Origin of the sequence: Clostridium sp. Marseille-Q2269 (assembly GCF_943736985.1) — a bacterium.
In the GTDB taxonomy this organism is placed as follows: domain Bacteria; phylum Bacillota; class Clostridia; order Clostridiales; family Clostridiaceae; genus Clostridium_F.
This window is the reverse complement of sequence record NZ_CALSFS010000005.1, coordinates 111,953-126,852: the sequence shown is the minus strand read 5'-3', so window position 1 is coordinate 126,852 and position 14,900 is coordinate 111,953. Positions and strand designations below refer to the sequence as shown.

The 14,900-nt window shown below is 27.3% G+C and carries 11 protein-coding genes, 1 pseudogene and 1 other annotated feature; of the genes and pseudogenes, 11 read left to right on the top strand and 1 reads right to left on the bottom strand.

The genetic code is table 11. From position 1 onward, the window contains the following. Positions 1 to 22 precede the first annotated feature (22 nt). The 10 genes and pseudogenes from ccpM (at position 23) to NGI68_RS08105 (ending at position 13,605) form a co-directional block, all read left to right on the top strand. Complete coding sequence (gene ccpM, locus NGI68_RS08145; RefSeq protein ID WP_251860978.1) at positions 23 to 1,471, top strand: Cys-rich peptide radical SAM maturase CcpM; 1,449 nt, start codon at positions 23 to 25, stop codon at positions 1,469 to 1,471. Beyond that, entirely contained in the window at positions 1,464 to 2,543 is a 1,080-nt protein-coding gene (locus tag NGI68_RS08140; RefSeq protein ID WP_251860977.1) for a TIGR04066 family peptide maturation system protein, read from the top strand. The genes ccpM and NGI68_RS08140 overlap by 8 nt, the downstream gene beginning before the upstream one ends. A 15-nt stretch (positions 2,544 to 2,558) precedes the next feature. Next, positions 2,559 to 2,795 carry a peptide maturation system acyl carrier-related protein gene (locus tag NGI68_RS08135; protein WP_251860976.1) on the top strand — a complete coding sequence of 79 codons (237 nt, stop codon included), beginning with the start codon at positions 2,559 to 2,561 and terminating at the stop codon, positions 2,793 to 2,795. 105 nt (positions 2,796 to 2,900) lie between these two features. Next, positions 2,901 to 3,062 (top strand): hypothetical protein, encoded by a 162-nt coding sequence (locus NGI68_RS08130; protein ID WP_251860975.1) that lies wholly within the window; start codon positions 2,901 to 2,903, stop codon positions 3,060 to 3,062. Positions 3,063 to 4,122: 1,060 nt separating this feature from the next. Further along, entirely contained in the window at positions 4,123 to 6,618 is a 2,496-nt protein-coding gene (locus NGI68_RS08125) for an ABC transporter permease family protein (RefSeq protein WP_251860974.1), read from the top strand. Positions 6,619 to 6,621: 3 nt separating this feature from the next. Next, positions 6,622 to 7,377: an ABC transporter ATP-binding protein gene (locus NGI68_RS08120; protein WP_251860973.1), complete on the top strand. Its 756-nt coding sequence runs from the start codon at positions 6,622 to 6,624 to the stop codon at positions 7,375 to 7,377. Positions 7,378 to 7,499: 122 nt separating this feature from the next. After that, the gene (locus NGI68_RS08115) at positions 7,500 to 8,717 is read left to right on the top strand and encodes an IS701 family transposase (protein ID WP_251860972.1); all 1,218 of its coding nucleotides are present in this window, start codon (positions 7,500 to 7,502) and stop codon (positions 8,715 to 8,717) included. Between the two features lie 335 nt (positions 8,718 to 9,052). Further along, positions 9,053 to 9,269 (top strand) — a binding site (T-box leader). Between the two features lie 32 nt (positions 9,270 to 9,301). Continuing rightward, positions 9,302 to 9,373 (top strand): annotated as a pseudogene (locus tag NGI68_RS17075) (GNAT family N-acetyltransferase); the annotation flags it as partial. Positions 9,374 to 9,393: 20 nt separating this feature from the next. Next, positions 9,394 to 12,039: a valine--tRNA ligase gene (locus NGI68_RS08110; protein ID WP_251860971.1), complete on the top strand. Its 2,646-nt coding sequence runs from the start codon at positions 9,394 to 9,396 to the stop codon at positions 12,037 to 12,039. A gap of 276 nt (positions 12,040 to 12,315) precedes the next feature. Continuing rightward, positions 12,316 to 13,605, top strand: a complete 1,290-nt coding sequence (locus NGI68_RS08105; RefSeq protein WP_251860970.1) for a bifunctional folylpolyglutamate synthase/dihydrofolate synthase — start codon at positions 12,316 to 12,318, stop codon at positions 13,603 to 13,605. Positions 13,606 to 13,629: 24 nt separating this feature from the next. Here the strand turns inward: NGI68_RS08105 and NGI68_RS08100 are convergent, their stop codons facing one another. Beyond that, on the bottom strand, positions 13,630 to 13,875 hold the full coding sequence (locus NGI68_RS08100) for a TIGR03905 family TSCPD domain-containing protein (protein ID WP_251860969.1): 246 nt from the start codon (positions 13,873 to 13,875) through the stop codon (positions 13,630 to 13,632). A gap of 139 nt (positions 13,876 to 14,014) precedes the next feature. Between NGI68_RS08100 and NGI68_RS08095 the strand changes: the two genes are divergently transcribed. After that, complete coding sequence (locus NGI68_RS08095; protein WP_251860968.1) at positions 14,015 to 14,899, top strand: YncE family protein; 885 nt, start codon at positions 14,015 to 14,017, stop codon at positions 14,897 to 14,899. Position 14,900 lies beyond the last annotated feature (1 nt).

Below are 14,900 nucleotides of genomic sequence, written 5' to 3'. Positions count from 1 at the left end.
ATAGTTTAGAAAGGGGAAGTATATGAATAATAATCCTTTTATTCACTTGTTTTCCACATCTCAAAGTAAATATTTATATGATGTTAACACTGATAAGATTTTAAAGATCCCAGATTATGTTTATAACTACATCAAAAATAAAAAGCAGCCAAAATGGGATAAAGAAAAAGCAATAGATCATATAGATTATTTAAGAAAAAATGGTTTTTTAAAATCTAAAAAAATTAAGCATACAGAACATCCAGCAACAAAATTTTTAAAGTATTATTATGATTATAAGCTTAATTTTCTCACTATTCAGATTACTCAGAACTGCAATCTTAGATGTCGATATTGTGTTTATTCAGGCGATTATAATACACGAACACATTCTAATAAACACATGGATTTTAAATTAGCTAAGAAAGGAATTAATTATTTAATTACGCATTCTAATGAAAGTGATAAACTTATTTTTGGATTCTATGGTGGGGAACCCTTATTAGAATTTAAGTTAATAGAAAAATGTGTTAGATATATTAAAGAGAGCACAGAAGGAAAAGAAGCTATATTTGTCATCACTACAAATGGAACTCTCTTAACAGGAGAAATTGTTAAATTTTTAGTAGAAAATGAATTCATGATTACTGTAAGTTTAGATGGACCTAAATATATACATGATATAAGTCGTAAATTTAAAAATAGTGATAAAGGATCTTTTGAGATAATAATGTCTAATTTAAAATTAATAAGAGAACAATATCCTTTGTTTTTTAAAAATAATATTTATTTTAATATTGTTTTTACTACCCAAAATGGTTTCGACGAAATAAGTAATTTTTTTTCTGGGGAAGAATTATTTAATGAGTCTACATTCAATACTTCAATTGTTAGTGATGTTTATTATAAAGGAAAAATTAATATTACAAGAAGATTTGTGGAAGAAAATAGATACGAACAGTTTAAAGTTATGCTAGCAAAATTAGGCAAATTGGATGAAAATGATGTTTCTATTATAGCCAAAAAACAGTTTAGCAGTGCTTTAAGAGCTAGAGTTGGAAAACATGGATCAACAAGAATAGAATTACCAGAAAGATGGCATCATGGTGGACCCTGCATTCCGGGTGTTCAGAGATTATTCTTAAACATAGAAGGAAAATTCTTTCCTTGTGAAAAAGTAAGTGAATCAGCTAGTTTTACGTGTATAGGTGATGTGGAACATGGACTAAATATAGAATCAGGGAGAAAAATCCTTAATATTGAAAATTTCAACAATAAAATATGCCATTCTTGCTGGGCGTATGAATATTGTGAATTATGTGTAATGCAAATGGGAGAGTGTTTAGAGAAATCAAATATGATTTTGAAAAAGAAATGTAATAGAATTAGAAAGGCTATTGAGGAACAATTTAAAGATTATTGTACTTTAAAGGAACTAGGATATGATTTTGAATTAGGGACCATAGAAAGGAGGATTATTAATTTTGAATAAAGTAATGCTTTATCCATATGATATGGAAAGCCTTCCAATCGTAAAATATGAAGAATTAATTACCGGCTTAAATATTGTTTCTTTAGTGAGTCCTAGAGGCTGGGGCTTAACAGGAAGGGAGATAAATAATGATAATAAGTCCCTAAGAATAAGTGATAATTTTTCAGAAAAACTAGCTGAGTGTGAAACAGTATGGTTTGTGGATTCTAAAAATGATATTGATTTTAATAAATTTATATTGCCTAAGATAGAAGAGGTGAATAACTTAAGAAAAAATATAATATATACAAGGAAGTTTATCAATAAAGAAGAAGATGTTATTAAAGTTAACGTTCCAAATTATTCTTTGTTTAAAGACAATTATTATGACTGTAGTTATGTTATGTCACAACAATTATATGACATAGATGTTCCAATTATTTTTGTATCAGGCATTACAGAGTACACAGATAAATTTGATATTCAGCTTGCAGTTGGTAGAGAATTTACTGAGAGAGGTTATAGAGTATCCAATATCACATCTAGAAAAATAGGTAACTTATTTAGAATGTATTCTATTCCTGATTTTATGTTTGATAAAACATTTACAGAGACTGAAAAAATACTAAAGTTTAATTATTTTGTAAAGGAAATTGAAATGTTAGAAAACCCGGATTTAATAATTCTAGGTATTCCACAAAATATTTTACCATTAAGTAGAATATTTACAGGTGATATGGGGGTGTTAGGATTTGAAATTTCTCAAGCGGTATTGCCAGATTGTGTTATATTAAGTGTTATGTATGGAGAATATGACTATGAAACATTACTAAGAATAGGCAAAGAAGCGAGTGTTAGATTAGGTAAAGATATAGATTATTACAATATATGCAATAGAATGATAGAGGTAGAAGATACAGAAATAAAAAGAAAGATTCAATTTTTGACATTAAGTAATCAACTAGTTTTTGAAAAAGTTGATTACTTAAAAAACGATAATATATACGCGCTAAATGAAAATAAAGAAATATCAAGACTAGTAGATAATATTATTAAGAAACTTTCTACATATAGAGAGATACAAGTAATATGATATGGAGGTATAGTCGTGAAAAGTAGTATTCTAAATAGAATTTTTATGCGAAGAACAGGTATTGATTTTGAAGAAAATATACATTTGAAGAATATTTGTTTATTAGGAGAAGAAATTGGAGTAAAACCTCGAGATCTAGTGCTGATTCTTTTTGATATTGAAAAAGAAATGGGTATATCTATTTCACATGATTATATTAATAAGGGAAAATTTAATACGTATGAAAATATATTAAAATGTGTTGGTAAATAAATGTTATGTATCAGAGTTAAAGTATAATTTTATTAAACCAGTGTAGCATATATCTAATAAGGATATATATGTTATAAATAATATTTATATAGGGAGGCGATAAATATGAAAAAAGAATTAGGGAAAAGACAATATCATAAAGTAAATGCAATATATACTAGAGGATTTTGCGGTTGCACGTGTGGATGTGGTATTAATATTTTTACTAATGCATCTAATGCAGCTCCTGCATGGGTAGCAGCGTCATTAATTGAACCATCATCATAAAACTTATAATAATTAACCCCACCCAAATTATTGTGTGGGGTTAATTTAATAAATTAAGCTTCCTTGTGTTAAGTAATTATGAAAGAGTGAATTAAGCAATAATCCAATACTATTAATGTTGTGTGTTACATAGAAATATGAGAAATTAACATTTAAAAGGTTAACAAACTCGTTTATAATGTGATTTAAAAAATAAATATATTTAGATAAATCAATAATGTGTGATTTAAGCTAGATAATAATAAATAGCTATAACTACTTTTCAAGGTTATAAGCTATGGAGATGGTATTGTATACATACAAAGTTATAATAGAATGTAAATATATATTAATTAATTTGCATTATTAAAGGAGTAAAAATATATTAGAACTTTATATTAAATATTTTATTGAATAATTAAATAATATCATTTAGTATATCATCGCCAAGAGATGGAATTTTTATGGTGATAGTATACATTAATATTTTATTAATATATTGTAAGAAGTAAGTTTTTCCTTAATTATAGTTAGGGGAGATCAAAGTTTTTAGTATTCTTGAATAAACTAATTAGATAATAAAATTTTATTTCAAAATAACAACAAAATTTTTTAGTGAAATTTATGAAAGTTATTGTTTTTTAAAAGTAAGCACAGAGATAATTCTTTCTAGAATTTTTATTAATAAACTAAATGGCTCATGATACTAAAACAATATATTAGGAATTCCATAAATTTAAAATCTTATTTTGTTCTATATTATTATTTGAAGGTTTTATAGTTATAGATTTTGGTAGACGAAAACTATTATTACACTATTATTGTTATAAGCATAATTAATATAATTTGACGATTATTATGAATAAGTGTTACTTTCATACATAAATGATAAGAAACAATTTAGCTTATTTTTCTCAAGAGAGTAAACTGTTATATGGATTATTTGTATTGATACTTTGTATTGACATTGTATCTTTATAAAATTTCTAAGGACTATTAATGTGGTATTAAAATTTTATTAGATTTTAATTATTAATCGTTAGGTAATTTATAACAAAAAGTGATTTTATGGAGGAAGATTATGAAAAAACAAAAGATGCAAATGTTGATTACCATTTCTATTATACTAATTTCTTGCTTCCCTGTTCTCGTAAATAAGGGAGAAAGTTATACTATATTTCAATTGTTTGTAGGAAATATTAAAACGGTGGATCCCGTAATACCTATTCAAGTTCCAGCAGTTTTATTGTTTCTTACACCAATGCAGTATTTAATATATATGATATTGCTTAAAATAAATCATGCTGACAGGTATGAGAGGGTCATTGTATACTTAAGTTTGCTGACTACGGTGATAGGAATTTTTTCTCTTCTATTATGTGGATTGGGAGTAGATAGTGCATTTACCGTGTGGCCGTGGATTCGAATGCCTCTCATTTTCATTGCACATTGGTTGCCCAAGATGTATGATTCATTTCAGGATTTTCAGCAAAACGATAAACAGCGAAAAATAGAAGAGCAACAGGAAAGAGAAGTAGAACATGCAAAACGAATGGAAGATACGAATCAGATGAAGCATATCAGGAAGAATCCATATCTGAAAAAAATTCTATGGAAAATTTATAAAAGTAATATAAGAAGTTCTATATTGCTACTTACATCAGCAATTATTTCAAGTGCCTTTTTGTTTACTACTATTGCAGTTTATATAATATTTTCTGACTTGCAAAAGGGACAAGTCCCTGTGGTAGGAGATGAGTTATCCATCTTATTGTGGGATGCAATTATTTTGATTGGAATTCTATCTATTTTCATATTAGCTTTCTCTTTAAAGATGTATGTGAAAAGCAGAGTCAAAGATTATAATTTAATGATTATTTTAGGAATTTCAAATAAGGTGTTAAACTATTTTATTGCAATTGAGTACATAGGAACCTTAGTAATAGGGCTATTAATTGGAATATCTATGGGTAGTGTCATGACAGTTGGATTTGAGACTGTGCTACATTCTATATATCCAGCTTTTATTTCAATAGAGCTTCCCAGTATAAAAACATATTTCATAGTATGTTTTTCAGTTATTTTACTATTTTTAGTATCAACTATTGTGAATTATGAAATTTATATTGAAATGCAATGGGGGTCTTTAGAACAAATATCTATATCAAAAGAGAAAATACCAGGTAGATGGTTAAGAATCAAATGTGTTGTAGGAATAATATTTATGTTATTTTCTAGTTATTTATTTTCTAAGCCTGTGTGGACGGAGTCTATTTATCTTATTATTATGTTCTTGGTTGGCTGTTATATTTTTATTAGTGCAGGAGGAGCTTGGATTTTAAAAAATTATAGAAAAAAGGACAATGCATATTACAAAAGACTTCTGTTTTTGCAACAATTTTATAGCCGGTTTAAGACACAAACACGTAATTTTGGTATGATATATATTCTTCATTTTTTATTAATTGCATATTTTTCTGTACGAATATCTGCAATTATTCCACTTAACAGGGGAGAAGTATTGTTTCCTTATGATTATGTTTGTATAGGAGAAAAAGAGGATGAAAAAACTTTTCAAGAGTTTCAGAAAAAATTTTCTCAGAAAAGTATAATACTTCCTATGCTACGAATTACAGTGGTTAGTGCAAGTGAAGCAAATAGTGGAAATAGAATGGATATAAATTTTCAAGGGCAAAATATAGGGATTTCAGAGAACAGTTACAATAAGTTGACGGGAAAAGAATTAGGACTTACGAATAAAGAAATTTACATTTCATTCCAACAGGATAAGTCAGAAAAAGCACATTTGTTAGATTTTTCAGTATTAACTGGAAGTCCTAGAATGAGGATTGGAATGCCAGAACCATATTTTTTTGCAGATAGAAATAAAATTTTTAATTCCGATTATAAGGTTATAGGACAAGAACGTAGAATTATCATTGGGAACCTTGCAGGAGGAATGCAGGAGAATATAGTAGTTTTTTCTGATGAATATTTTAAATCAGTATATTCTACTGGTAATGGTCCAAGTACATTGGCATTGTTTAATATAACTAAAGATAAAGAAAAGGAAGCAGCTATACAATTTTCAGATTATGCAAAAGATCATATGAAATATAGTAAATATGACTCTATTATTCAACCTGTATATGAAAAAAAAGTTTTGCAGAACAACACATTATTGTCCCATATGTTGAAATTCTTGGAATACATATTTGTAATAATATTATTGTTGATTAGTATATTATATGTTTTTATTGTAAAGATGGTTTCAGAATTACTAGACACACGAGCCAGAATGAAGAAATTAAAGTATTTAGGTATGAATAAAAGGTTGTATAAAAAAATTTTGAATTTTGAAAATAATGTTATGATAATTATACCGTTGGTATTAGCAATAGTAGCCGGTATTATATATATTTTTATTACTTTCAAAGTTCGTTGTTTTACCAAAATAGAGCAACAGGAATTTTGGAAATATGAAATATGGATTGTAGGAGTATATGTTTTTATAAATTTAATTGTAGCGTTTATAATGGGGAGAATAATGATTTGGCTTGGAGATAAGGAGGAATAAATTATGGTAGTGATAGAAGCTAAAAATTTGGTTCGAAATTATGAAATAAATGGGAACAATCTAAAAGAACAAAATAAGGTAAAGGTAATAAAAGGATTAGATTTACTTGTTGAAGAAGGAGATTTTATTGCAATTATGGGTAAGTCAGGCTGTGGAAAAACAACCTTAATGAAACTACTTGGCTTTATTGAAAATCTTACATCTGGTGATATTATTTTCAAAGGGAAAAGTACAAGAGAGTTTGGTGAGGATGAAATTGCAGATATTAGAAGAAAAGAAATTGGCTTTGTATTTCAAGATTTTTATCTGATGGATAGTTTAACTGTGAAAGAAAATATTATGCTCCCAATGATTCTAGATGGAGAAGAAACTAATAAAATGTTAAGTGCAACGGAAGGGCTAGCTAAGCATTTTGAAATTAGTGATTTGTTAAATAAAAATGCTTACGAATTATCTGGAGGAGAAAAACAGCGAGTAGCAATATGTAGGGCGTTGATTAATGAACCAGAGTTAATATTAGCAGATGAGCCAACGGGTAATTTAGATTCTAAATCTGCGCAGATTGTAATAGATAGTTTTATGAATATTAATAAAGATATGAAGAAGACAATAATAATAGTAACTCATGATGCTGAAATTGCTAGTTATTGCAAAAAAGTAATATTTTTAAAAGATGGAAATATTATAGGGAATATTGATAAAAAATATAAAAGGGAAGAGTTTTATAATCATATTATTGGAATGACAAAACAATTATAACTTTAGTTATGCAAAATAAAAATCTAAATTGGTAAAACTACCAAAAAATAAATATGGCATACTTTCTCTCACTGTGTTATATAAAAGTTACCATACAAATACAAACACAGGAGGTAAGAAGTATGCCAAGTACTAATATTGTATCCATTAATAATGAACTTTACAATTACTTAAATGATGTAAATTATGGAATGTCTAAGCCTCAATTTAATCATTTAACCAATATTGCCAATGGATTAATTAATTTACCTGGCACTAAAACTTTATCTGAAATTGCTAAAAATGTGTTGTCATCAAAAGATAAAAGTTGTATTTATAGATTTTTAAGCCATTCTAAATGGGACCATAGTCTTCTGAACAACAATAGAATTAGCTATTTAAACTTTTTCCTTGAGCATAATATTAAACCTAAATCCGTAGGATTTTTGATTATAGATGATACTGTAAATCCCAAGAAATCAGCAAAGAAAATGCAAGGATTATCTTATAATTACTCTCATACAGAAGACAAAAATATTTGGTCACATTGTGTGGTTACTTCAAATTTTGTTGTAAATGATAAATCTATTCCTTTACAATATAAACCTTACTATAAAAAGGAATTTTGCAAAGATTTAAATAAAAATTTTAAATCTAAGATTGATATTGCAAAAAATTTTATAACTTCTTTTAAAACTCCATCTAATTGTGAAAAAATGTATTGTCTTATGGATTCATGGTATACAAATAATAATTTAATAGAAGCATCTTTAGCAAAGGGCTACCACCTAATAGGAGCAATTAAATCTAACAGAAAAATATCTCCATTAGGAATTTCAATGCAGTTATCAAAATTTGAAAAATTCCTTAGTCCTAACACCTTAGACCTTGTTACAGTTGAAGGTAAGGACTATAGAGTATATACCTATGAAGGTAATGTTTCTAAATTCCCTTATGCTAAAATACTTATTTGCTATGAAGTCACCCATGATGGATTCAAGAACCCAGTATATTTGCTGTCTACCGACATCTTATTAAATGCAGAAACTATAATTAAATATTATTCTCACAGATGGACTATAGAAACTTCATATAAATATTTAAAAAGCAATTTAGCTTTTGATAAATATAGAATGCGTAGCATTTTGTCTATAGAACGATATTTTCTTATAGTATTCTTAATCTATAATTTTTTAGAATTATTTAGAGTTAGTTCCAACCACGGAGATTTTAAGACTATAGGTGAAACTCAGAAATATCTAAACAGCCTGACGGCAAAAGCACTTGTGTGCTTTATATATGAAAAATCAAAACAGAATATTGAACTAAAAGATATTTTATCTGAGCTAAAAATCCCTTAGAGTTTTTAAAAATTCATCATATAAAATTGGGCAAGTGTTTTCATATTATATGGATAATATATCATAATAAGTATAATATCGTCTCAATAGGTAATTTAGCTTTTGAAATTGCCTAACTAAAGTTATAATATATAATTTATGATATACAGTGTGTTTATAAAAGAAAGGAATTCTTATGCTATTATTTATTATCAATTGGATTTATCCAGTGGTATTTCAATTATATTATATTACATTGTAACAAAGAACAAAAGATTTATAAATTATGTTATTGACATTATATTGATAACAGTTATATAATTAATAAAATGACTAATAATAAAATTAAAATATAAAATAAAGCTTTGAAAAAGAGGAGTAAAGGTAAAAAAGTATTAAGAGAGGAAAACTCATCGGCTGAAAGGTTTTTTATACATAGTTTATCTTGAAGGTAGCTTTGGAGCTTCTTTACTGAGTTTAGTAAGTAAAGACGGATTTCTTATTCGTTAAATATACAAGAGCCTGTAATTTTGCAGGAAAAAAGGTGGTAACGCGAGGTTTTTCGTCCTTTTATGGATGAAAGGCCTCTTTTTATTTCTTAAGAAAAAAAGTATGGTGCTATTAAAAATGGTAGATATGCCGATGAATATATAATGGCAAGATATAAACATATATAACTATAAGAGGAGGAATTTAAATGTCAGAAACAAGAGAAATGGCAAAAACTTATGATCCTAAAGAGTTTGAAGAAAGAATTTATAAAAATTGGGAAGAAAAATCTTATTTTACACCACAGGTGGATGAAAATAAAACACCATATACTATAGTATTACCTCCACCAAATATAACAGGAAAACTTCATTTAGGCCATGCGCTAGATGATACATTACAAGATATATTAATAAGAATCAAGAGAATGCAAGGATATAGTACTTTATGGTTACCAGGACAAGATCATGCTAGTATTGCCACAGAAGTTAAAGTTGAAAATGAATTATTAAAAGATGGCATAGTAAAAAAAGAAATAGGAAGAGAAGCATTTCTTGAAAAAGTATGGGAATGGACAGATGAATATAGAAATAAAATAAGAAACCAAGTTAAAAAATTGGGTTGTTCTTTAGATTTTACAAGAGAAAGATTTACTATGGATGATAAACTAGATAAAGCAGTAAAACATTTCTTTGTAAAATTATATAATGAAGGGCTAATTTATCAAGGAAATAGAATAACAAATTGGTGTCCAAAATGTAAAACTGCATTGTCTGATGCAGAAATAGAATATAGTGAACAGGAAGGACATTTCTGGCACATAAAATATCCAGTAGTAGGTAGTGATGAATATTTAGAAATAGCTACTACAAGACCGGAAACAATGCTTGGAGATACAGCAGTAGCTGTTAATCCAAATGATGAAAGATATGCTCATTTAGTAGGAAAAACTCTTATGCTACCATTAGTTAATAGAGAAATTCCTATAGTGGCAGATGATTATGTAGATATGGAATTTGGTACAGGAGCAGTTAAAATAACCCCAGCTCATGATCCTAATGATTATCAAGTAGGCAAAAGACACAACTTACCAGAAATTAATGTAATGTTTGATGATGGAAGAATTAATTATGAAGAAACTAGATATCATGAAATGGATAGATATGAAGCTAGAAAAGCTATAGTAGAAGATTTAGGAAATGAAGGTTTTTTAGTAAAAATAAAAGATCATACTCATAATGTAAGTTGTCATGATAGATGTAATACAGTAATAGAGCCTATAATTTCAAAACAATGGTTTGTAAAAATGGAACCACTTGCAAAACCAGCTATAGAAGTGGTAAAAAATAAGAAGGTTAAATTTGTACCAGAAAGATTTGATAAAACTTATTTTAACTGGATGGAAAATATTCAGGATTGGTGCATATCAAGACAATTGTGGTGGGGACATAGAATTCCTGTTTGGTATTGTAAAGATTGTGGTGAAGTTATAGTAGCTACTGAAGAACCAACAAAGTGTCCAAAATGTAATAGTGAAAAACTACAGCAAGATAATGATGTTTTAGATACTTGGTTTAGTTCAGCTCTATGGCCTTTCTCAACTTTAGGCTGGCCAGATAAAACACCAGATTTAAAATATTTTTATCCAAATAATACATTAGTAACAGGGTATGATATTATATTCTTTTGGGTGGCTAGAATGGTATTCTCAGGACTTTATTGTATGGATGATATTCCATTTGATACAGTATTAATTCACGGTATAGTTAGAGATTCAGACGGAAGAAAAATGTCTAAATCCTTAGGAAATGGTGTAGATCCAATAGAAGTAATTGATGACTATGGTGCAGATGCATTAAGATTTGCATTAGTAACAGGAAATGCTCCAGGAAATGATATAAGATATTATCCTGAAAGAGTAGAAGCTGCTAGAAATTTTGCTAATAAGATATGGAATGCATCTAGATTTGTTCTTATGAATTTAGACAAAGACTTAATGGATAAATATAAAGATAACAAAAATTATACTATAGCTGATAAATGGATATTATCAAGATTAAATACTGTAGTTAAAGAGGTTACAGAAAATATAGAAAAATTTGAGCTTGGAATTGCTTCACAAAAGATTTATGACTTTATATGGGGAGAATTCTGTGATTGGTATATAGAACTTGTAAAACCAGTTTTATATGGAGAAGATGAAGAATCAAAGGGTATAGCTTTTAATGTACTTCACAAGGTATTAGCCACTTCATTACAATTATTACATCCTATAATGCCATTTATAACAGAAGAAATATACAGTCACCTATATACAGAATATGAATCAATAGTTATATCAAAATGGCCAGAATATGAAGATAGTTTAAATGATGGAAAATCAGAAAAAGACATGGAATATATTATAGAAGCTATAAAATGTATAAGAAATGTTAGAACAGAAATGAATGTTCCACCTTCTAGAAAAGCTAAATTAATGATATATCTAACAGAAAATCAGGCAGAAACATCTTTTAAACAAGGAGAAGGTTATTTCCAAAAACTAGCTTCAGCTTCAGAAGTTAGCTTCTTAGAAAATAAAAATTCATCAGATAAAGAAGTATGTGTAGTTACAAGAGGAGCAGAAATATTTATACCATTATTAGAATTAGTTGATATAGAAAAAGAATTAGAAAGATTAAATAAAGAAAAAGAAAAACTAGAAAAAGAGATAGATAGAGTAGAAAAAAAATTATCTAATGAAAAATTTGTTTCTAAAGCTCCAGAAGCCGTAGTTAATGAAGAAAGAGAAAAGGGAGAAAAATATAAGGAAATGCTTAAATCTGTACTTGAAAGTTTACAATCATTAAAATAATATTTATTTTAAGCTAATTATATTACTATCTTTAAATTTTATTAATAAGTTTCATATTAAATTATAAATATAATATAAAATAGTAGCAATACAGGAAAGTTACTTTGTAGCTCTCCTGTATTTATTATATAAGGTATATTAAAAATAATACATAAATTTCCTTGTTAATACTCTATTAATAATTAATAAAATCAATTATAATTTTTATTATGAAAAGGGAAAGCTATAAATCATAAATAAATTTTAAAGAAACATATATACATAGGAAGTGATTATATGAATTATAAAGAGGCTAGAGAATATATACAATCAAAAGCTAAATTTGGTAGTAATTTAGGGTTAGAGAGAACAGAAAAGCTTTTAGAGCTTTTGGGAAATCCTCATAAGACTTTAAAATGTATACATATAGCAGGTACAAATGGAAAAGGGTCCACTACTGCAATGATTGTAGAGGTATTAAAAGAATCAGGATACACTGTTGGAATGTATACTTCACCATATATAGAAGAGTTTGAAGAAAGGATACAAATAAACGGTAACAATATATGTAAGGATGATTTAAGTCATATTATAACTAAAGTATCTAGTGTAGTAGAACAAGTAGAAAATATGGGATATGAAAATCCAACAGAGTTTGAAATCATAACAGTTGCAATGTTTTATTATTTTTGTGTAAAAAAAGTAGATTTTGCAGTAATAGAAGTGGGATTGGGTGGAAAATTAGATTCTACTAATGTATTAAATCCTATTTTAAGTATCATAACTTCTATAAGTTATGATCATATGAAAATTTTAGGTGATACTTTAGGAAAGATAGCTTATGAAAAAGCAGGAATAATAAAAAATGCCCCTGTTATAATGTATCCCCAAAATAAAGAAGCAGAAAAAATTATAGAAGAAGTGTGTAAAGAAAAAAAATGTAACCTTATAAAAGTAGAGAATAACATAACAAATTTAAAAATAGATGACATAGAAAAAAATAGAGAATATCAAAGTTTTAAATTACAAACTAGAGAAAATTTTTATGATATATGTTTATCTTTATTAGGAGAACATCAAATAAAAAATTGTGCTACAGTTATATTGGCTTTGGAAGAATTAATAAGATTAGGAGTAAATATAGAAAAATCACATATAATAGTTGCTCTTAAAAAAGTAAAATGGCCAGCTAGGCTAGAAATAATAAGTAAAAATCCTCTAACAGTAATAGATGGAGCACACAATATAGGTGGTATTGAAAGTTTAAAAAATAATGTGGATAAGTATTTTACATACAACAAACTTATTTTAATATTAGGCATACTAAAAGACAAACAAGTAGAAGACATGATAAAAATATTAACACCATTAGCACATAGGGTATTAACAGTAACTCCTCACAATGATAGAGGGGAAAGTTCAGAAGAATTAATGCACATTGTGGATAAATATAATAAAAATTGTGAATATTTTAAGAGTTATAAAGAATGCTATGATAAAGCAAAATATTATAGTGAAAATGGTGACATGATTTTAATTTCTGGATCATTATATATGGTAGGAGATATGAGAAAATTAATAAGATAGGGAAAGTGCTTTAGTAGCCTTTCCTTATTTTTGTTTTGCTTCCTGTAGAGCTTTAGATAGTTGATCAGGACAAGAAGTGCTTTTAGAACCACAAGTGATACCTTTTAATCTTTCTATAGCATCATCAATATCCATACCTTCTATTAAATTTGATAATCCCTTAAGATTACCATCACATCCGCCTAAAAAGTCAACTTTTACAACTTTATTATCTATAATATCAAAAGTTATTTTTTTTGAACAGACACCACTAGGTGAATAAGTGTACATATTTAGTCCTCCTTTTAATCAAAATGTTAAATAACTTACATATAATTATATAATATAAAACTTTATTACTCAATGCAAAAGATTTATCACCAAATTAGTTATTTTTCACATATTATATTATAAAGCGAGGGGTGATAAAATGAGGTATGTTTATGTATGCAATACATCTACAGATTGCATTTCTAAAGTTTCTATAGAAAATTTTAAGGAAGAAAACAAGATAACCCTAAATAACGAAATGTCAGATAGAATAGGGCCTCATGGTATATGTTCATATAATGATAAATTATTAGTAGCTAATAGTTATAGTAATTCTTTATCTATAGTAGATGGAAAGCTAGGGAGAGAAGTTGAAAATTATTTTATAGGAATGCATTGTAATGATGTAGTTGCATATAGAGATAAAGCCTATGTTATTTGTGGTGATTTAAATAACGTAACTGTGTTCGACATGAGTAAAAAGAAGGTTATAAAACAAATACCTTGTGGAGATTTACCACATAGCATAGTTATTGATAAACAAAACGAAATATTAATGATATCCAATATGGGTACGGATAATATAACATTAATAGATTGTAAGGGAGAAAATAGGGTAAAAAATATAAGAGTTGGATCTTACCCAACAAAAGCTGTTTTTACGGTAGATGGCAAATATATATTAGTATGTGAAAGTAATCTAGGATCTGATTATAAAGGGAGTATAAGTATAATATCTAGAAAGAACTATAAGCTTTTATATAGGATTCCTGTAGGCAACTCACCCGTTGATATGTGTATTGATGAGAAGTTTTGTGTAGTTTCAAATTTTGGAGATGGCACCCTTAGTTTAATTGATATAAATTATTATGAAAAAATAAAAGATATAATTGTTGGTGGTATGCCAAGAGGAGTGTGTAAAATAAAAAATAATATCTATGTAGGAGATAACTATAAGAATTTATTTTTAAGAATAAACATGAGAACTAATAACAAAGAATCTATACCTATAGGTGGAGAACCTACAGGTATTTTAGTGTTATAAT